Below are 20850 nucleotides of genomic sequence, written 5' to 3'. Positions count from 1 at the left end.
CCTTGGCCACCATAATTTTTTTAATAAGATATAGTGCTATTTCAAAATTTTCTCCTATGCCAGTAATTCATTTACAAGAGGATTTATCTTCTTGCTATCATACTTTCCTTTTAACTTAGGCATAACAGCCTTCATAGTCTTTCCCATGTCACCCTTTCCCTTAAATGCATTTTCTGCAATAACTTCAATGACAATTGCCTTTGCCTGCTCGTCAGTAAATTGCTTTGGCATATAAACTGTGAACATCTCAATAGCAATTTCTGTTTCAGCTATAATCTCCTCATTATTAGCTTGTTTAGCAAAGCTAAGAGTTTCATTTAATTGTTTAATTGTTTTCTCAATAATCCCAATTAATTCAGTGTCTTCAAGTTCTTTCTTTAAATCCATTTCCTTATATTTAACTTCAGCCATTAAAGTCCTTAAAGCAGTGAGTCTTACCTTATCCCTACTTTTCATATATTTAATAATATCCTCTTTTAATGTTTGTTTTAACATATGTACGTACCTCCAATTGATTTAGTGTTTTTCACTAAGTTATCTTAAATTATATTGATATACATACATTATACCCTTAATCTGCTATAAAAGACAAACTGACATTATTTTTCTAACAAAACCATAAACATCTGAATTTAAAGAATTATAATGTTATAATGTATAGATTAAAACTAGTTAAGAGGCGACATGAATGAAATGGATAAGGAAAGATGTATTTAATTTAGCAGTTCCAATATTAACAGAACAATTTTAATGTTTTTGTTTCAAGGTCCTATAATTGCTACACTTTTTGGTTCAGCTGAACCTGAAGTAATAAGTAACGCACATACATATCTATGTATAACTTTACTTACTTATCCATTAATAACTATTGATTTAGTAGCTAATAGACTACTCCGTGGAGCTGGAGATACAAAAACTCCTATGAAAATTAGTATCTTTATGAATTCCGTTGCAACTATGCTTAATGTGCCAGGAAATTCACTGAGTATTGCAGCCACCGCACTTGTTGGAAAATATATGGGAAGAGGCGAAGCCAAAGAGGCTCAGAATTCACTATCCTACATTACTGCACTTTCAACCATTTTTAAACTGTGATAGCCTTAATATTTATACCCTTTGCCGGAAATGTGGTATCACTATTTACTAATAATAAGGAAATAATTCACTTAGCATCCACTGTTCTTATAGTAAATTCACTATGCATTCCCTTGTGGTCAATAGCTTTTGTTCTACCATCAGGGCTAAAAGGTGCAGGAGATGTTAAATATACACTTATAACTACAATTATAGGAATGTGGCTTTTTAGAATTACCTTAGGTTATTTATTAGGTGTTGTATTAAAATTTGGTCTTGTGGGGGTATGGCTAGGTATGGTTATTGATTGGGTTGTTCGCGGTAGCTTATATTTTATAAGGTTTAAAAAAGGAAAATGGAAGCGTAATATTGTTATAAAAATGCCAGCGAACACTTAACTCTATTTAGACAAAAGTGGAGGTTCACAATAGTAAAATAATAAAGTCTGTTTGTTTAAATAAAATCAGTTATAATAGAGTTATGTTTAATATCCTCTATTTATATTAATAAAAATATATAATAGAGTTAATATTCCTATTGCTATATTTCAATAAAGGGAGCGATTTTTTTGATTACTTATATTAATAGTGAGGTACATGAATTTGACACCATAGAGGAACCTTTTGCTAATAAAACATTAAATAATGAAGAAGTGTTTTGGTTAAACATTAATAATCCAACTGATAGTGATTTTGAGTTTTTAAAAGATAAATTCAAGTTTCATCAGCTTACTATTGATGACTGCATTCATAAGACTAAGAGGAGTAAAATAACCGACTATAATGATTATCATTTTTTAATTATTACTACATCAGATAGTCATCCAAATAATACGTTTTCTTATAACAACATATATGTGTACATTAGCTCCAGCTATATTATAACAATACATTACGGCGAAAATAAATCAGTGAAAAAGATTATGAATGATATAGACAATGGGTTAGATATTGTTTCTAATGGAAGTGACTTTGTTTTGTATCATATTCTTGATGAAGCAATAGATCAATTGTTTATTATAACAGATAAACTTGAAGAAAGAATTAACACTTTAGAAGAAGAAACCATGAACAACCCTGTTCAAAATACTCTTAATAATATAATAAAAGTAAAAAAAAGCATTATCAAGCTGAGAAGAGTTGTTTCTCCTTTGCGCGAAGTTTTAAATACTCTTTTGAGACATGATGATATTATAACTGAAAAACACAGACTATATTTCTCTGATATATATGACCATATACTTCGCATATATGATTTAATTGAATCTGACCATGAAATGGTTACATCTTGTTTAGAGCTTTATTCCTCGCAATTATCTAATTCGATGAACAAAGTAATGAAAGTTTTAACTATAATCTCTACAATCATGATGCCACTCACAATTATAACTGGTATTTATGGTATGAATTTTGAAAATATGCCCGAACTACATGCTAAATACAGTTATTTTGTTATTATATTTATAATGATTTTTAGTTCTTTTTGCCAAATATTATATTTTAAAAAGAAAAAATGGTTGTAATATTTGAAGTAAAACACCAAATTAATGGTGTTTTACTTTTTTAAATAGTCGCAACTATTATAGATAACATAATAATCCTTCCATCATTATTCTAAATTAATTTCTAAAATTTCTGGCATAGCAAAAAATCTTATAGGTAGCATTCCATTACCTATTCCACGAGTTAATATTATATCTCTATTTTCCTCATGAACTATCTTTTTTAAATACTTTTGGCCATATTTAGAAGATGTGTATGGAGCATATAATCCAAAAAAATTTATTTGACCTCCATGAGTATGTCCTGCTAGCCCTAAGTCATAATTAATTAGGTTTTTATAATTACCGAAAAAATCCGGATTATGTGATATAGCGATAGTAAAATTATTGTTATTTTCTTTAAGTACATTAACTTTTGGATTTCCTTCAAATAAATCATCTACTCCTATTAGTTCTATACTATCTTTCCCAATATTAATAAATGCCTTCGTATTTTTAAGTAGCTTAAAGGAGCTTGAATTAATTTCATTTAGCAATGCATCTCTCCTATTATAATAATCATGATTTCCTAGAACAGTATAAATACCTAACTTAGCTTTAAGTCTTCTTAATGTATCAAACTCTTTATCTAAATATGAACTTACATCCCTCTTACTTTTTACTGAAATATCTAAATAATCTCCACCTATTATTATAATATCTGCCTCTAGTTTATTAATTCTATTGACTACATTTATTAACCTTTGCGCCCTGAAGAATTTTCCATAGTGAATATCTGATATAAAAATGATTTTAAATTTTTTAAAACCTTTAGGTATCTTGCTATTCGCAACTTTAATCCTTCGAACTCTATAAACCTGAGCTTCAATTAGTATCCATAATGTAAAAAAAAGAAATAAGTATGTTAAAACTTGAAATGTATTAGTCATAATTTGCTCCCTTGTGAAACTCCACAAATTTCTATTATTGAGATTTATATAAGTTCAAATGCATTTATAAATACCTTCTTGTATTTACCTCTCTTGCTTAGTTTTTTCTCATCTTAATTAAGTATTACCATTTTCCATGTTCTTAATGTACTCTCTCCTTCGATTAATATCCCAAGGTTTGTAACAGTTAATAATTTTGCAGTTTATATTTTGAATTTATTACCTATATCAAGTATTTCTTTAGTCATAGAATTTAATATATGTGCGGTAGCAGAAACCTCTTCCGCTGACGCATTTAACTCCTCAGATGCTGCTGCTATTTGCTGTGAAGAAGCAGATATTTCTTCTGCAATTGAAGAACTTGATTGTATTTTATCAATTATAATATTTTTGTTTTTATTTATAATTAAAATGGAGTCATTGACTGCCACAATTTTAGGAATTACATCACACACTGACCCTAATATTCCTCTAAAAGAATCAGTTGCGCAGTTAATAACTGTGACTTGATTATTTATTTCTGATTTCATTAAATCTGTAGAGCTAATAATAATCTTATTTTCAATAGAAATAGTATTAATAAGTTCATTTATACTCTGAGATGAATCCTTGGATTGTTCTGCTAATTTTCTAATTTCATCAGCTACAATAGAAAAGCCTCTTCCAGCCTCGCCAGCTCTAGCAGCTTCGATAGCAGCATTCAATGCCAATAAATTTGTTTGATCTGAGATAGACTTTATATAAGCGGTTATCTCGTTAATCTTGTTTAAATTAACACCTAAAACATTAAACCTAGTAGTAAAGTCATCAAAAGCAGCCTTAATATTTTTAATTGAACTTACTAAAGACTCCATTCCTTCATTGCTTTCACTTGCCATAGTATTTATGCAGCCAGAAGAATCATTTACATTGCTAATTTTCTGAGCAATTAAGTCTATTTCACTTCCAAAACTATTTAACAAGGAAGTAATGTTCATCATATCACTAGCCTGCGTACCTGTTCCACTAGCAACCTCTTGAATTGAATTTGCTATATTTTCTGCCACAGAGCTCATCTCATTAGAAATGCCCAATAAATTAGAAGAAGAAGAGTCTACCATTTTGGAACTGCCCTGAAACTTTTGCACAATTTCTTTTAGATTTAAGATCATAGAATTAACGTACTCAGCAATTTCACCAAATTCATCCTTAGATTTTACTATACACTCACCATCTAACTTACCCGTTGCTACTGAATTTAAAGAAGTAGAAATTATATTTATATTTTTCTTTAATGAATTTACAAACATAACTACAAGAGTAATTGATAATATCAAAACTGCAATATTTATAGCTACAATTTTTAACATTAAATTGTTAATAATATTATTAATACTTGCCTTATCAACACCTACAAACCAAATTCCAACTACTTTATCCCTGGCGTCTTTAATTGGAACATATTTTGTTTGATATAAACTATTAAGGATTGTAGCTTCACCAACATAAACTTTTCCACTATTTAAAACTTCAGTCGCTACTATAGCAGAGACCTTAGTTCCTATGGCTCTTGTCCCATCTTCTTTTAAAACATTAGTTGATATTCTTGTATCTCCTAAAAATATTGTGGCAAGATTCCCCGTATCTTTTTTAACTGTATCTACAAAATCCGTGTCCGCATTTATGACTTTATCTCCTTTGTACAGTTTATCCCCTTCCACCTTCCAATCTCCTGGATATTTTTGTGACAATAAAGAGTATCCTACATTACTGGCAGAATCCAATTGAGTCTCAATATCTTTAAATGCTAGAGATTTCAATTCCTTATAAACAGTTACTAGGACAAGCATACTCAATAATACTAAAATAGAAATAAATATACATAAAATTTTACCTCTTAACTTAATGTTAAACTTTGTCTTCATTATTCAATGTCCTCCTTTGTTGGATATTGTGCTTTTGCAATCTCTCATTATATTTTATACTATATTATAAAATGTTCTATTAACAATTTTATTTATGTCCTTACTAAAGTTTTCATCTCCTGAATTTTACTTGTCTAAGTTTACTATTCTATAGACATTGCAAATACCCTTCAAATTTATGTATAATATGATAAAATATAAGTTAATTAAAGCACAAAAATAACCCCCATACTAATTAATTAATAAGGGGGGGTTCTGCTGCTTTAATTTAGTTGAATTAGAGTAATTCATTGTGGATAACAAAATACTGATATAAATAATATATATTAATTAAAAACTAGGAGGAGTAATAGCAAATACAACTTCTGCATCGCTATCAAATATATTTTCCCATTTATGTCTGTCGTGCGGTTGTATTCTTACACTATCCCCAGTATATAATATAATTTCATCATCACCTAAGGATAATTTTATTTTCCCCTTAATTACTAATGCGGCTTCCTCTCCCTTATGAGACATTACTTCCTCTGAAGAGCAGGAATTAGGCGTTAATGTCATTAAAGCTAGTTCAATAGATCCATTCAAATCTGGTGATAACAATTCATACCCAAAATTTCTACTATCCGGAAAAATTATCTTTTTTCGCTTATCGGCTCTCACAACTCGATCATAAGTACTCACTGAATCAATGAAAAAAGTAAATAGTGGTACCTCAAGAGCTTTTGCTATAAGCTTAAGTGTATTTATAGAAGGATTAGCTAATCCCCTTTCAATCTGACTTATCATTGAAGGCGTTACCTTTGCTAATTTCCCTAATTCTCTTATATTTAAACTTTTACTTTTTCGATATTCAGCAATTTTTTGTCCAACATTAGTATCTTCCATATTAAATCCCCTTTTCTTAACTAAGTTTACAATTTATTATATCATATACTTATACCTGATATAAGTAAAAAAATAATCATATGAAATTTACATAATTGTTTAAATTTTAGATTATCTAAGAAATAGAACTATTAAGATTAATCATAATAAATAAAATACATTTTATATTTTGTTAAATACTTGACACTTTTTACACCTGTTGTTATAATATTTTTAATATAACTAAAGTATATTTAACAAAATTAAAATATATTTAATCTAATTAAATATACTTGAGCAAGTTGAATTTATATTTAACAACTTGTTGTTAAATATAATTATGCGCATCTGCATCCTTTGTTTTTGCATTATTTTCTAGAATGGGTGTAAACGTAGCCATGAAAGCGTTTAGTAGTGGATTAGGAGATACTGTTTCAAGTATTGGGATCGTTATCGCCATAGGAACTGTTACAGGCACACTTCTTGAAAAATGCGTGCTGCTGAATCTATGGCAATAGCAATATTAAAAGTTACTGGAAAAAAGTATGCTGCACTTGGACTTGCTATAACAGGTTTCTTTGTATCAATCCCCGTATTCTGTGACTCAGCCTTCGTTATTTTAGCACCAATTGCTAAAAGATTAAGTAGAGACACAAAAACAAGTATGACCACTATGGCTGTGGCACTTTGACTTTAAATTCAAAGACATATCGGGTAATATGTTTATCAGTTTTATTCAATTTTTAGGAATGCCTGTCATATCATTATTAATAGGTATGTTACTAGCTTTGAAAACATATATGAAATTAAGACCACTTGATAAGGAAGTTTTTACATTTGAAGGTGAATTTGGTGAATCTTTAAAAATAGCTGGGCAAATTGTACTTATAGTTGGTGCAGGTGGAGCTTTCGGTGGACTTTTAAAAGCTTCTCCATTAAAAGATTTATTAGTGGTTACTTTTTCAGGTTTGAACATTGGTATTTTAGCACCTTTTATTATAGGTGCAATATTTAGAACTGCAATAGGTTCAGGTACTGTTGCTATGATAACAGCTCCAACAATGTTAACTCCAATGATGGAGGCTCTGGGCTTTGTCTCTCCAATGGGAAGAGTCGTTGCAATGATAGCTTGTGCATTTTTATTGCAAATAATTCTATTATAATAACATAAATAAATTGAAAGAAATGAGGTAATTATTATGAAAAACAAACTGGTTGCAGGTAAGACTATACAGGAATGGACTTCAAGATTTCCATTAATAAATAATATGATAAATGATGAAGAGGTATTTTGGGTAAATCCTAAATACACTGTTTTTGATGAAGCTGCGAAAAAGATAAATTTAACAGAAGATGATGTAAAAGATGCCGAAGAAAGATTAAATCGTTTTTCACCGTTTATAATGGCTCATTTTCCAGAAACAAAAGATAAAAATGGAATAATAGAATCTCCTATAGTAAGAATTCCAAATATGCAGGGAGCTATTTCAAAAATGTTTGATCAAGAAACACTTGGTGATTTGATTTTAAAAATGGACAGTCATCTTGCCATCGCAGGTTCTATTAAAGCTAGAGGTGGAATATATGAAGTATTAAAACATACTGAGGACCTTGCTTTAGAAAACAACTTAATAACACTCGAAGATGATTATTCAAAATTAGCACAGGATGAATACAGAAAATTCTTCAATCAGTATACTATTCAAGTAGGCTCTACAGGGAATTTAGGATTAAGTATTGGTATAATGAGTGCAAAAGTAGGCTATAAAGTAGTAGTTCACATGTCTTCAGATGCAAAACAGTGGAAAAAAGATCTTTTAAGAAGTAAAGGTGTTACTGTTGTTGAATATGCGTCAGATTACAGTGAAGCAGTTAAAGAAGGAAGAAAGCTTTCTGATGCAGATCCAAAAAGCTACTTTGTAGATGACGAAAATTCCGAAAATTTATTCTTGGGCTACAGTGTTGCTGCAGGAAGATTAAAAAAACAATTAGAGGATATGAATATAGTCATTAATCCAGACAACCAACTTTTCGTATATCTCCCATGTGGCGTTGGCGGTGGTCCTGGCGGGGTCGCCTTTGGATTAAAATTGATATTCAAAGACAATGTCCACTGCTTCTTTGCAGAACCAACCCATTCTCCATGTATGCTTTTAGGCATGATGACAGAAAAGAATGAAGAAGTATGTGTCCAAGACTTCGGCATTGATAACATTACTGCAGCTGATGGATTAGCTGTTGGAAGACCCTCTGGTTTTGTGGGAAAAACTTTAGAAGAATTATTGAGTGGTATTTATACAGTTCAGGATGATAAATTACATGCTCTATTAAGTACTTTAGCTGATACTGAAAAAATTTATTTAGAGCCTTCAGCTTGCGCTGGAATTCCTGGAATTGTGGAACTATTTAAAAATGAATCTCATTTAGAATATCTTAAGAAAAATAATTTAATTGATAAAATGTCAAATGCAGTGCATATAGCTTGGGCTACAGGTGGCAGCCTTGTACCAAAAGAATCTATGGATGAATATTATAGATTAGGACTCGAAGCTTTAAAAAATTATTAATAATAACAATAAAGCTGCACAATTATTTAAGAATAAAAGTAGTAAAAGCCTTGCATTGATCTGCAAGGCTTTTTACTTACCTCTTTACTACCCTCTTTTTATCATCAGGCAGATCAAGTCCTATGGTTCCACCAGGATTCATTATATTGTTAGGATCAAAATGATTTTTTAGCGCTCTATAAACTTCCATTTGGTTTTTTCCAATTTGATCTTCCAGCCAAGGTGCAGTCATCTTTCCAATACCATGATGATGACTCATGGCTGCTCCATATTTTTGTATGTTATCTAATATTCCATATTGATAATCTAGGTATTCATCTATATTATTTATTTTTGCAATAAATATAAAATATAAATTTGCTCCTTGCGGGTAAACATGAGACATATGGGTCATGCATATTGTATTCGGCCTACTCTTACAATACTTCCTTACCCCTGCGTGGACTTCTTTCATTGTATCCCAGGTCACACTGCATTCTAGTGTATCTGTCATTATGCCATAGTCTTGAAGGTCTTCTCTCATGTATGGATCTCTGAATCTTCCTTTTTCCCATCCTTCAGTTACATATTTAGTAGTATACATGGCACCATATTTTTTGCATATCTTGTGAACACTTTTTTTAACAACTTTTGTAAAGTCTTTTTCTCCATCAGTAAAGCCAAGGAACATGCATTTTTCTCCACTTTTAAAGCCCTTCATTTCCATAACTTTTTCAATAGGTGTACCTTCTACTCCATAGAGTTTCATAGCCACATCTGTTTCCTCTGGGTCTGAAAGTCTGAACACAGATGGAAAACCAAATTGACCTTGCATTATTTCTCTAGCGGCATCCATAGCATCTTGCCAGTTTTTAAACATATAAGAAAACTTTCTTTGATTTTCAGGCATATATCTAAATATTTTAAGTGTTGCAGACACTAAAATTCCAAATGCACCTTCACTACCCATCATTATTTCATCAATGGATGGACCTGTTGCGTTTGCAGGATATTCCTCAGTTTTAATTATTCCTGCTGGAGTAATATATTCTTGACAAATAACCATATCTTCAATTTTTCCAAAATACGTGGAGTTTTGCCCTGCTCCCCTTGTAACCACCCATCCTCCTACCACAGAAAATTCAAAGGATTGAGGGAAATGTCCACAGGTATATGCTCTTTTTGCATTAAATAGTTGCACTGCATTATTTAGCGTCTCTTCTAACTCAGGACCAGACATACCAGCTTCTACAGTTATGGTTTGATTGATTTCATTAAATTTAATTACTTTATTCATATGTACTCTCATATCAAGGGTAATTCCAGACTTTGTACACTCTACTCCTCTAGTTACTGAAGATCCGCCACCATACACATACACATTTATTTTTTCATTATTACAGTATTCAACTATTTTTTTTATATCTTCCTTATCCCTTGGATGAATTACTATGTCTGGTACATTTTCAGCAATTCCTTCCCTTAGTCTCATAAGGTCAATCATTGTCTTTCCATATGCCACTTGAAGTCTTGAATACTCGTCTTCCAGTACATTTTCTCCACCTACTATTTCCTTAAATGAATCTATTTGCGCACTTGTAAGTGCAATAGGCAAATTATATGAAACTTCTTCTAGTCCCATTTTCTGTTTTTGTTTAAAATCCTCATCTGTCATATTAAAGGTGCTTTTCATAAGCTTATAAAGTCTCCAGTTAGGATGTTTAAATTCTTTTGGATTCCCCCATCTTAAAATGGATCTGTAGGATTTTTCTGGGGCCGTTTCTTCATACCAATCTGGTGTAAATCCTGTATATTTTTTACTCAAAATTTATTCCCCCTCTAAACTGTTTTATATATTAGGATAGTTAGTAATTTTTTTTATTTCCTTGAACAAACTTTCTAGCTTTGGATATATTTTGCAGTATACTTTTTTATATAGTTTTCTGTATATTTCTGTATTCTCACTATCCGGCCTAAAGGTACTAGTATAATGAACCATATTGCTTACCGCCTCTTCATAACTTTTAAATATTTTCAGCCCCACAAATCCATTTATTGCTGCGCCAAGTCCAGAAGTTTCATAAGTTTGTCCGCGAAGCACAGTTCTATTAAACATATCAGCAGTTATTTGGCATATAGCATCACTTTGGGAACCCCCACCAGAAACTATTACTGTTTTTACTTTTACTTTAGATTTCTTCTCTATCTTTTCCAGTCCTTCAATTAGGGCATAATTTATTCCTTCTATTATTGCTCTATAGATATGGGCTCTAGTATGAACATCCCCAAATCCAATAAGTGAACCCTTGGCCTCCAGCATCTTGAGCCCCGGCCCCCAAAATGGCTGAAGTATAAGCCCTTGAGATCCTGGAGGAATATCGTTTAATTTTTCATTAAGTATACTCTCCGGAGATATTCCCCTTTCTTTAGCCTCTACCACTTCTCTAGCACAAAACTCTTTTTTAAACCAACTTATCATCCAATATCCTCTAAATATTTCCACCTCAGGATTGTAATATCCTGGTCTAGATGCAGGATAAGGTGGCATAAACTGAAGAGGCTCCATATAGGAATCTGAAGTAATCTGAACAGTGGCAGTAGTTCCAAAACTCATGCTGGCAGTAGAAGGATCTAGGCACCCTACTCCCAGTGTTTCACAGCCTTTATCTGAGCCTGCTGCTATAACCGGTGTGCCTTCTTTAATTCCTGTATCCACAGCTGCATTAGCTGTAACACCAGAAATTATTTCTCCAGGCTGGACTAAATCATATAGTTTTTCCCTTTCTATTCCGAACATTTTCCACCTGTAACTGACTTTAGATTTTGGCCAACATTGGTTTTTATAATCAAAGGGTATATGACCAATCTGACTTGCTATAGAATCTGCAAATTTACCAGTTAGTTTAAAAATAAAATAGCCTGATAATAAAAGATATTTATGTGTTCTTTCCCATAATTCTGGCTCATTTTCTATTATCCAATTGGACTTTGCTTTTCTTCTTGTCATCTCAATTGTCTTATCCATTCTAATAGTCTTAAAAAGAGCATTATCATAAAATGCCAGCGGCTCTTCACATTTTGCCATTCTTTGGTCCAGCCATATTATTGCAGGTCTTAGTGGTTTACCTTCACTATCAACTATAACTCCTGTATCCCTTTGAGTTGTAACTGTAACTCCAATAATTTTTTTAAAGTCATTGGGTTGTTTGATTTTTAAGGTTTTACAGGCAATGCAACAATTATTCCAAAATACATCTGGATCTTGTTCTGCCCAGCCCGGCTCCTTAGAAAAATAGGGTTCAAATTCCACCTTTTCTTTCCCAATTATGCTTCCACTATCATCAAATAGTATTGCTCGTACACTTTGAGTACCACAATCAAGAGTTAAAATATAGCCCCCATTACTACTCATTCTATTCCTCCCCCAGTAAATAGTACAAATCAGAAGTTGCAATTACATTTACACCTGTATCACCCACATTTTCTATTACCACATCTCCCGCATGCACTGGCATGTCAAGATATTTTGAGTTTATCTCAGCCATTACATTAAAAATGGCTTCTAATGGAACTTCTCCATTTGTTCTTACCGGTAATCTTGGGACTTTTTCAAATGTGGTCTTTATTGTTGAACATACGCTTCTTCTTGGATCCACGATTTCGTTTATTGCAAATTCCCTTCCCTTAGGGCATTTATTTCCTTTTACCTCATATTCCTGCCCCACCTTTTCAACTGATACGCTACACCCGTTAGGGCATAATATACATGTAAAGCTTTCCATCTAGATACCCCCCCTCTTTAAAACCCTTCCATGAAAATTTCTACCTTGCCACTTGCAAAATCGCCTTCTAAATGCAAATGAGCCCTTTCCATTTCTGGTGGTTTAAGCTTCATATATCTTTTTGAAAATAATATATTTTCTCCTGATTTAATGGTAACTTTCATATTATCTCTAACATCCCTAGACCTAAAATACAAAACTACATCCTTATTTATAGAATTTACATCAATTTGTTGAGGCACAACATATAAAAAATCACTCCCAATCATTTTTACATCTATAAATTTTCGAGCAGGAGTTCCCACAACATAATCACCAGCATTTTCTCCCGCAAGTTTTCCACTTTCAGAAACATAATCTACTAAATCGTTTACATGCAGTGCATTTCCACAAGAAAACACACCTTCCACGGTGGTCATGAAATTCTGGTCTACCACAGGACCTTTGGTAGCATTATCGAAATTAACTCCTAGCATTTCTGCTATTTCATTTTCAGGTATTAAGCCCACTGAAAGTATTACTCCATCACATTGTATGATTTTTTCTGTGCCTTTAATAGGCTTCATTTTATCATCTACCCGAGCTATTTCCACTGCTTTTACCCTGTCATCTCCAATTACCCTTGTTATAGTAGTTGATATATGGAGGGGTATATTAAAGTCATTTAAGCATTGAGCAATATTTCTGGACAGCCCAGACGGAGTACTTTTCGCCTCATAAACTCCCAATACCTTTGCACCTTCTAAGGTAAGTCTTCTTGCCATTATAAGACCAATATCTCCACTGCCTAAAATCACACAATTCTTGCAAGGTAGATACCCTTCAATATTTACTAAATGTTGAGCAGTTCCTGCTGAAAAAATTCCTGCAGGCCTTGTACCATTTATAAAAACCTGTTTAGCAGTTCTTTCCCTACATCCACTGGCTAGAATTAATGATCTAGTCCATATTTTTTCCACACCATTTTTTGAATTTACCGCAGTAAGTTGAAAACCTGAATCTGCTTTTTCTACCCCGATAACAAAGGTATTCAAAAGCAGTGGAATATTCTTTTCCATAACTACTTTTATAAATTTTTCTGCATACTCTGGACCAGTTAATTTTTCTTTAAACTCAATTAATCCAAAGCCATCGTGAATGCACTGTTTTAGAATTCCGCCTAGTCTTTTCTCTCTTTCAATTATTAAAGTGTTCATGCCCTTATCAAAAGATGCTATGGCAGCTGAAAGACCAGCAGGACCACCACCCAAAACTATAACGTCATATTTCTTCATTTATATTCACCTCATATGCAGCACTGTTTTTTGTTTCTTCTACTAATATATTTGAGATATTTCCTTTCTTTGTAATAGCTGTCATAGGTAAACCCGTCTCGTCACATAGTATATTCATAACAGTTGGAAGGCAGAAACCACCTTGGCATCTTCCCATACCGGCTCTTACTCTTCTCTTAATTCCATCTACAGTATAAACTGGTACTAGCGAGTTAATTGCATCTATTATTTCACCCTTACTTGTTCCCTCACATCTACAAACAATTTCACCGTAGGAAGGATTTTCTTTGATTATTTTGCTTCTGGTTTCATAATCCATTTTACTTAAATCTGGAATAGCTTTTCTTCTAGGCTTCCAGTTTTCTTTCGCCTTAACTTCCATAACCTCTGATAAAACTTTGCAAGCTATCTTTTCTATTTCTTCTGCTATTGCAGGTGCTGAGGCAAAACCTGGAGATTGAATTCCCGCTGCATATACTAGATTTCCAACGCATTCAGACCTTTCAATGACAAAATCCTCTTCATAAGTAGCAGCTCTTATGCCAGCGCAATAGGTAATTACATCTGCTGGACTAAGCCCCTTTATTATAGGAAAATGTTTTTTCATTAATGCATTTATATTATTCATGTTAGTTGTAAAATCTTCAGTAAAGGGTTGCTCATAGGCATCTGGGCCAATTAACACATTTCCATCTACTGTTTTTACTATTCCTCCACCCTTAGTATTTCCCGACGTCAAAGCTAAACTTGGTTTTGCTATAACTCCGTTAATAAGTCTTCCCTTCTTTTTATCAAGAAAAATTATCTCTCCTTTTCTTGGGTGTATAGAAAAGAATTGATCGTCTACCATATCTGCGATTTTATCTGCAAAAACGCCAGCAGCATTAATAACTACTTTTGGAATTACAGTTCCCCTATTTGTTTCTACACCTATAATCTTTTCATTATTCTTTTTGATTGAAAGTACCACAGTATTAAGTGAAACTTCAGCACCATTCTCCACTGCATTTTCTGCATAGGCCACTGTCATCTTGTAGGGAGACGTTACTCCTGTAGTATCAAAATGAATAGCTCCAGCAATTGGCACTGCAATATTTGGTTCTCTTTTAAGTACTTCATCCGCTGATAAAAACCTGGCCCCAATAACCCCCATTTTTTTAGCTCGTATATTTAGCACAGGTTTCGCCATTGCTAGCCATTTATTATCGTATAGAATACTAGAACCACATCTGATAATGGGTACATTCAATTCCTCAGAAATTCTAGTATACATTTCATTGCCTCTAACATTAAATATAGCTCTTTTAGACCCTATTTTACTCTCAATACCTGGATGTATCATGCCATCATTCCTAGAAGAAGCATGCATTGCCAAATCCTCTTCCTTGTCCACAAGTAAAATTGTAAGCTTCCATTTAGAAAGTTCTCTTGCTATGGCGGAGCCTGTTATTCCCCCACCAATTATAAGTACATCAAATTTTTTACCATTTAGAAAATTATCACAAAGTCTCGGTTTTCTCATTTCTGGAATTTCTAAATTGTTAACCCTAATTCTGTTTACTACCCCTTTGTAGCCACGCTTTGTACACATTTTCCCTGCAATAATTAATCCATCCCAAGTTGAAACTGTACCTTCTAGCATAATAGAAGAATGCCATTCACGAAGGTGAACATCTAAAGATACTTTCTTTCTTATATCATTTTCAAGTCGATGCAAACTAATACTCAAAATAATCACTCCTTAACATTAGGACGTCCGAACCTCTTATTCTAATTATAATTATATGAATGTTTTGAATATTTTGCAACCTATTTTTATAAGTTTTCTATAGGAAAAGAATATATATTTTCTGGAACAATAAAATTTAAATAGAAAAATGGATCTTCTAGACCATCAATATAAATCCATCTCTGCATATTCAAAAGTTTTATATTTTTTTCAAGCTTAAGTTCTTCAATTTCTTGTTTTGTTGGTACTTTAAGTTCAATAATTTGATTTACCTTCACAATATTAAGTTTTAAATCTTCAATTATAATTTTTGCCACAGATCCACTAAGGTCATATTTATTAAGCGCCTCTTTATATTCATCTTTAAAATAAGAATGCTCCACAGCAATAGGTATACCCTCTGCATACCTTATCCTTTTCATATAATAGCAGTCCTTCACTTCTTTCCACTTCATAATATTTAAAAGTTTTTTATCTGGCGTAATTGTTCTGTTATCTACAATAATATTCTTTTGATTTATCCCTCGAGCTTTTAATGAGAATGATAAACTTATAAGCGGTTCAAATCCCAGCGATGGCTGTACTCTACCTACAAAAGTCCCTATTCCCTGTTTCTTATATAAATACCCTTGATTTTCAAGTAAGGATACAGCCTGCCTTACAGTAGCTCTACCAACCTTGTAATCCTCCATAAGTTTTATTTCCGTGGGGATTTGCGAATCTATCTCCCAGGTGCCTTCTTTAATCTTACTAGTTAATTCTTCCTTAAGTTGTATGTATAATGGAACATGCATTTCTCTATCAAACATTATATATTCACTTCCTATATTTAGTGCCACCCACGTGGCAAGTGGCATCTTATTAACACTTATTGTCATTATATAATTATAGCATAATCCCTTTAACAAAATAAAGTTATTTATGCTAAACTCTGAACTATTAGCTGAGTTTGCTATTATATAATCTTTCAGTTAATTACCAGAATTTGTGCATTGATGACCCATACTCTTCCCCCTATAATTATGTTATATGCTCAGTATATTTATGAACTAAATGCAATTTAAGGGGGAGTCGTAAATGAGAAAATTTAATGTTCTAGTAACTAGTCTAATATTTTTAACAACTGTTTTTATTTTTCCATCATTAAAAGTAAACGGTTTAACGCAAAGTGTAATATCAAGAATTCAAGTGGAACAACGGGCCCTAACCATGGCGAATTTAAAGTGGACTTATGACCGTAATAAAAATGGACAGCTAAACTCAAGCCTTGCTGCTTACGTAACCCAGCCAAGTCAATTTCTAAATCTTTCAACCATGCAAGCTATAGGAATACCTTATAATTGGGGAGGTAATGATGGTTTAGATTCTAGCTCATACAGTGAAGCCTGGTCTAACTATTTGGATGCTGTTGATAAAGGCGCCTTTGTCGGAAATGTTAACACGGAAGGAGGACTCTGACGTATTGCTGGAACTGCTGGAATAGATTGTTCAGGTTTTATACAAGCCGCCTTTAATATAAAGGATGATAAGTTATCAACCTCAACACTATTTGATAATTACTTTACTAAAATAAGTTTAAGTGAAATTAAACATATGGATATTCTGGACAAGCCATATGATCATGTTGTAATTTTTGATAAATGGGGCACTTATAATGGAACTTATGGGGCTTTTACATATGAATCAACTCCAGACTGCATTTATGGTGGAATACAGGGTACTAAAAAATATTTCATTAGTATGAATGAAATAAATAAAGGTTATTTACCTGGTAGATATGTAAACATAGGAGAAGATACCGTTGCTCCAGCTCCATCACTACCAAATGTTGGTAATTTTGCTCAAATATCAAAGGTTGATTATGCTGCAAATTTTAGAGCTACTTCATCACAAAGCTCTGCTATAATTGGTACTATACCGAAAAGTACTATTATTTATTTAATAGATTATTCCTCCGGCTGGTACCAAGTTAATTACAATGGTCAGGTAGGCTGGGTATCTTCTACCTTAATAACATTAGTTCCTACTGGTAAATATGTAACATTAATTTATGCTTATCAATTAAACATAAGAAACAGTCCAACAATAACAGGTGCAATAGTAGGTATTCTAATACAAAAGCAATATGCAGAAGTTACAGGTTATTCAAGTGATGGTAACTGGCTAAAAATAAACATAAACGGTATTCAAGGGTATGCTTCTAGAAAATATTTAAATTATATACAATAAAATAATATAAAATCTGCATAAAATAAAATATACCTTTTATGAATTATACCCCCTTAAGTAAACACGAAATTAAAAAATAGTGTAGACTTAAGGCGGTACATTCTTTACTTTACTCTATTCTAAACATGCATTGATTAAAATAATATCTGATATAGCGCCACCAAGATTAGAACTATACCTGGTATTATAGATAATTTTCCATTAACCTTTTTTGACAATCCTTTGAAAGCTAAATAGTTACCGGTTAAAATTGCAATCACTTCTGCAGTTTCCAATAATAATACAGTTAAAATAATTGGAAAGCCTGCTAATGATAAACCAAAGGCTTGTGCAAAGTCATCAACCCCTAGCCCCAAACCCACTATATAAGTTTCCCAGAAAGCAACTTTTCTTTTTGGCTCGTCCTTTAAAACTTCAGATTCATCGCTTTCTCCTTTCCAACCATTGTAAAGCATTTTACATCCAATGGTAGCTAAGATAATTGAACTTAACCAAGCAGTTATATAGCCAGGCATGGAAGTAAATATGAATCTACCTATTAGCATTGCGCCATAAGTAGATGTTGCAGACCCTAGCACCAATATGATCAATGATTTTAATGTTATTCGGATCTTAAAAAGACCATATGCTACACCAACTGAAAAATCATCAGCGCTTAATGTTAAAGCCAAAATCAAGATTGAAAAAAAAGTTATTATAAATTGGCCAATACTCATAAGAATCCCCTCCTTATTATCAGTAGATTTTTCACTATACATCCTTTGTTTGTATATATTATGAAACTAATAAGGAAGGGTGCTAAATGATATTCATTATTATATGAGTTAACGAAAAAATCAACCCCATTATCTGTAACATTTCCATAATGTTTGGAATAAAATGGAAGTGGAAGTTTTTTTATTACTTAGAGATAAGTAAAAAGGGGTGTATTAATTATGGAAAATAATAATCAAATTCAAGTTAGGGATGTCAATGATCAACCAATGGCTTTAGGAGATTGGATAATTACGTTTTTATTGTTATCAATACCTGTTGTGAACATAGTGTTATTGTTTGTTTGGGCATTAGGCAAGGATGTAAACAAGAGTAAGAAAACTTATTGTCAAGCTGAATTAATTGTGTTAGCATTTGTATTGGTATTATATCTTGCGTTTTTTGGTGCATTTTTTGCAAGTATGATGAATGGATTAAATTCTTTTAATTTATAATTAAAAAAGGAGATAATTAAAATTATCTCCTTTTTCTGTAATCTTTCGAGTATCTAGCATTTATCTATCCTGCTAGATTTCATCAGCTCTTCAATTACTAAATCAATAAATTTTTCTCTACACATTCTTTTCCCACATACAGACTTTATATTTCCAGGTCTTTCCAGCACTCCTTAAAACTAATTTTCCAAAGTACTACATTAACTATCAAAAGCACCACTGCATAAATGCCAACAAATATCATATTGTTTCTAATAGCTACATGGATTAAGGCAAATACTCCAAGCACCAAACCTGTGACTATGGATGGTATTATAAGCTTACCACTATCCGCTGTAGCGAACTTTACGCTAAAGGGTAACGCCTTATCTGATACTTTAAAATAAACTAATGATGATATTAAAAGAACTAAAAACATTACTATTAAGTCAATAATTATGGATGGCCCTTTTAATATTGTGAACACTATAGCCTCTAATATATATATTGGCATTATTAGTTTGAATATAGCTCCTTTTACTGCCCCTTTTAATATTACTCCCGGATTTTCTATGGGTAATACCTTGTATATAAAGGCCCCCTTATAATTATCACTATTACTTATAAACGCTGTAGAAAAGCATAGTAAAAATATACTTATGTACATTAATAAATGAATTTTCCCATCATAGCCTGTTTGAATATTATTCATAAAGGATTCACCATTTCCGTTATCTATAAAGATAAATAGAATTGGCATAAATAAAGCCATTGCAAGAGATGGATAAACCTTAAGCTTCAAGTTCCTTTCTGTAGCTATCATGTTTTGAGTAAATTTAAACACACTCTTTTCAACTCTGCCTTTGCAAACGAGTCCAGCTATAAATTCTTGTATAGTTTCACTTCTCTTACTTACAGCCCCTCCATTTTCATTTAGTTTTTGAAGGTTCTTTTCAAAATAAGGTACTATTCTTTTAATATAAAGTGTCATTAAGATAATAGGTCCGAGTATTGCAAGTGTACATAAAAATATTAGAAAAGGTTCTTTATTCCCATCGATGTATATTCCAAAGGGTGATGCAAACCACATTGATGGAAGTAATACATGGTAAAATTTAGGTACATATTTAACATTCATATTAGTAATATTAAAAACCCTAGCACCCAACTGATATCCAAAAGCAAATATAAAGGCTAACAATATTTGAAAATAGTTTATTATATCCTTTAGTTTTTCTCCATCAAAAATCTTTAAGACTAAAGTATATAATAGTGCTGTTAAAGTTATAACTATTAATACTACAAGTATGTTTTCCAGGGCAAATAACACAAAAAATAAAGCTCCAAATTTTAATGTACCAATTACTAGCGGGATCAAATTTAGGGACAATGATAAACCCATTAAATATATACATATATGAGTAGTCTTTGCTGCATTAAATGTCTTACTATCAATAGGTTTAGGTAATAATATATTTTTCTCTTTTACATCTAAGAGCACTGCAGAAAAGTCAGATATCATAAGTGAAATCATCATAAATAGGTTTATCCCTATTACAATATTAGTAGATATCATAGCTTTCATGTTACCCGTCATTATGAGTCCAATAAAAATACTTATAAATAAGTTAAAAAGCAATAAGAATAGATAGTTATTGTTTCCCTTATTCTCGTCTGTTTTTTTATTATTTCCCATAACAGTACTTACTCTACGACCATCCATTGTTAGTTTTAGCTGCAGGATCATTCTCATAGTCTTATAGTTAACGCCTGATTTTTCATATAATAATTGAAATTTATCTAATATCTTGAGTATGGCGAAATCTTTCAT

The 20850-nt window shown here is 32.1% G+C and carries 22 protein-coding genes; 10 read left to right on the top strand and 12 right to left on the bottom strand.

The features are described from left to right. Window positions 1-54 precede the first annotated feature (54 nt). Window positions 55-495, bottom strand: coding sequence for a GatB/YqeY domain-containing protein (locus G9F72_RS11925; RefSeq protein WP_164957484.1), 441 nt, complete (start codon window positions 493-495; stop codon window positions 55-57). 255 nt (window positions 496-750) lie between these two features. Here G9F72_RS11925 and G9F72_RS11920 point away from each other — a divergent pair, with 255 nt between their 5' ends. The 3 genes from G9F72_RS11920 to corA all read left to right on the top strand — a co-directional run bounded on the left by G9F72_RS11920 (window position 751) and on the right by corA (window position 2596). After that, window positions 751-1095, top strand: coding sequence for an MATE family efflux transporter (locus G9F72_RS11920; RefSeq protein WP_224676099.1), 345 nt, complete (start codon window positions 751-753; stop codon window positions 1093-1095). Next, window positions 1092-1472: an MATE family efflux transporter gene (locus G9F72_RS11915; protein ID WP_224676098.1), complete on the top strand. Its 381-nt coding sequence runs from the start codon at window positions 1092-1094 to the stop codon at window positions 1470-1472. Before G9F72_RS11920 ends, G9F72_RS11915 begins: the two co-directional genes overlap by 4 nt. Window positions 1473-1642: 170 nt before the next feature. Next, a complete protein-coding gene (gene corA / locus G9F72_RS11910) occupies window positions 1643-2596 on the top strand; it encodes a magnesium/cobalt transporter CorA (RefSeq protein ID WP_164957485.1) in 954 nt (317 codons plus the stop codon). 86 nt (window positions 2597-2682) lie between these two features. Here the strand turns inward: corA and G9F72_RS11905 are convergent, their stop codons facing one another. The 3 genes from G9F72_RS11905 to G9F72_RS11895 form a co-directional block, all read right to left on the bottom strand. Beyond that, entirely contained in the window at window positions 2683-3504 is an 822-nt protein-coding gene (locus tag G9F72_RS11905) for a metallophosphoesterase (RefSeq protein ID WP_164957486.1), read from the bottom strand. 203 nt (window positions 3505-3707) lie between these two features. Then, window positions 3708-5408: a methyl-accepting chemotaxis protein gene (locus G9F72_RS11900; protein WP_164957487.1), complete on the bottom strand. Its 1701-nt coding sequence runs from the start codon at window positions 5406-5408 to the stop codon at window positions 3708-3710. 330 nt (window positions 5409-5738) lie between these two features. Further along, window positions 5739-6293, bottom strand: a complete 555-nt coding sequence (locus G9F72_RS11895) for a helix-turn-helix domain-containing protein (protein ID WP_164957488.1) — start codon at window positions 6291-6293, stop codon at window positions 5739-5741. Between the two features lie 377 nt (window positions 6294-6670). On the opposite strand from G9F72_RS11895, the gene G9F72_RS27610 reads away from it, so the two are divergent. The 4 genes from G9F72_RS27610 to dsdA are packed head-to-tail and all read left to right on the top strand — an operon-like array spanning window position 6671 to window position 8839. Next, window positions 6671-6790, top strand: a complete 120-nt coding sequence (locus tag G9F72_RS27610) for a hypothetical protein (protein ID WP_411955934.1) — start codon at window positions 6671-6673, stop codon at window positions 6788-6790. Beyond that, window positions 6781-6963 carry a hypothetical protein gene (locus G9F72_RS27085; protein WP_202054854.1) on the top strand — a complete coding sequence of 61 codons (183 nt, stop codon included), beginning with the start codon at window positions 6781-6783 and terminating at the stop codon, window positions 6961-6963. The genes G9F72_RS27610 and G9F72_RS27085 overlap by 10 nt, the downstream gene beginning before the upstream one ends. A gap of 58 nt (window positions 6964-7021) precedes the next feature. Beyond that, complete coding sequence (locus tag G9F72_RS11885; protein WP_411955933.1) at window positions 7022-7435, top strand: hypothetical protein; 414 nt, start codon at window positions 7022-7024, stop codon at window positions 7433-7435. A gap of 36 nt (window positions 7436-7471) precedes the next feature. Beyond that, complete coding sequence (gene dsdA, locus G9F72_RS11880) at window positions 7472-8839, top strand: D-serine ammonia-lyase (RefSeq protein WP_164957489.1); 1368 nt, start codon at window positions 7472-7474, stop codon at window positions 8837-8839. Between the two features lie 76 nt (window positions 8840-8915). Here the strand turns inward: dsdA and G9F72_RS11875 are convergent, their stop codons facing one another. The 6 genes from G9F72_RS11875 to G9F72_RS11850 form a co-directional block, all read right to left on the bottom strand. Continuing rightward, window positions 8916-10643, bottom strand: a complete 1728-nt coding sequence (locus G9F72_RS11875; RefSeq protein WP_202054856.1) for an FAD-binding oxidoreductase — start codon at window positions 10641-10643, stop codon at window positions 8916-8918. A 24-nt stretch (window positions 10644-10667) separates the two neighbouring features. Continuing rightward, a complete protein-coding gene (locus tag G9F72_RS11870) occupies window positions 10668-12230 on the bottom strand; it encodes an FGGY-family carbohydrate kinase (RefSeq protein ID WP_164957490.1) in 1563 nt (520 codons plus the stop codon). Between the two features lies 1 nt (window position 12231). After that, on the bottom strand, window positions 12232-12600 hold the full coding sequence (locus tag G9F72_RS11865) for a DUF1667 domain-containing protein (protein ID WP_164957491.1): 369 nt from the start codon (window positions 12598-12600) through the stop codon (window positions 12232-12234). A 17-nt stretch (window positions 12601-12617) separates the two neighbouring features. Then, window positions 12618-13874, bottom strand: coding sequence for an NAD(P)/FAD-dependent oxidoreductase (locus tag G9F72_RS11860; RefSeq protein ID WP_164957492.1), 1257 nt, complete (start codon window positions 13872-13874; stop codon window positions 12618-12620). Then, window positions 13861-15603, bottom strand: a complete 1743-nt coding sequence (locus tag G9F72_RS11855) for an NAD(P)/FAD-dependent oxidoreductase (protein ID WP_164957493.1) — start codon at window positions 15601-15603, stop codon at window positions 13861-13863. Before G9F72_RS11855 ends, G9F72_RS11860 begins: the two co-directional genes overlap by 14 nt. 86 nt (window positions 15604-15689) lie before the next feature. Then, a complete protein-coding gene (locus tag G9F72_RS11850; protein WP_224676097.1) occupies window positions 15690-16481 on the bottom strand; it encodes a GntR family transcriptional regulator in 792 nt (263 codons plus the stop codon). Window positions 16482-16680: 199 nt separating this feature from the next. Between G9F72_RS11850 and G9F72_RS11845 the strand changes: the two genes are divergently transcribed. Both G9F72_RS11845 and G9F72_RS11840 read left to right on the top strand, forming a co-directional pair. Then, complete coding sequence (locus tag G9F72_RS11845; RefSeq protein WP_224676096.1) at window positions 16681-17061, top strand: hypothetical protein; 381 nt, start codon at window positions 16681-16683, stop codon at window positions 17059-17061. A 135-nt stretch (window positions 17062-17196) separates the two neighbouring features. After that, window positions 17197-17832, top strand: a complete 636-nt coding sequence (locus G9F72_RS11840) for an SH3 domain-containing protein (RefSeq protein WP_224676095.1) — start codon at window positions 17197-17199, stop codon at window positions 17830-17832. Window positions 17833-17966: 134 nt separating this feature from the next. Here G9F72_RS11840 and G9F72_RS11835 read toward each other — a convergent pair whose 3' ends face one another. Then, the gene (locus G9F72_RS11835) at window positions 17967-18548 is read right to left on the bottom strand and encodes a manganese efflux pump MntP family protein (RefSeq protein ID WP_164957495.1); all 582 of its coding nucleotides are present in this window, start codon (window positions 18546-18548) and stop codon (window positions 17967-17969) included. 219 nt (window positions 18549-18767) lie between these two features. Here G9F72_RS11835 and G9F72_RS11830 point away from each other — a divergent pair, with 219 nt between their 5' ends. Continuing rightward, the gene (locus tag G9F72_RS11830) at window positions 18768-19040 is read left to right on the top strand and encodes a hypothetical protein (protein ID WP_164957496.1); all 273 of its coding nucleotides are present in this window, start codon (window positions 18768-18770) and stop codon (window positions 19038-19040) included. A gap of 145 nt (window positions 19041-19185) precedes the next feature. Here the strand turns inward: G9F72_RS11830 and G9F72_RS11825 are convergent, their stop codons facing one another. Beyond that, window positions 19186-20850, bottom strand: a complete 1665-nt coding sequence (locus G9F72_RS11825; protein ID WP_164957497.1) for a hypothetical protein — start codon at window positions 20848-20850, stop codon at window positions 19186-19188.

Source organism: Clostridium estertheticum (genome assembly GCF_011065935.2).
GTDB classification, from domain to species: Bacteria; Bacillota; Clostridia; order Clostridiales; family Clostridiaceae; genus Clostridium_AD; species Clostridium_AD estertheticum_A.
The sequence above is the reverse complement of the archived record's forward strand: the minus strand, read 5'-3'. Positions and strand labels throughout refer to the sequence as shown.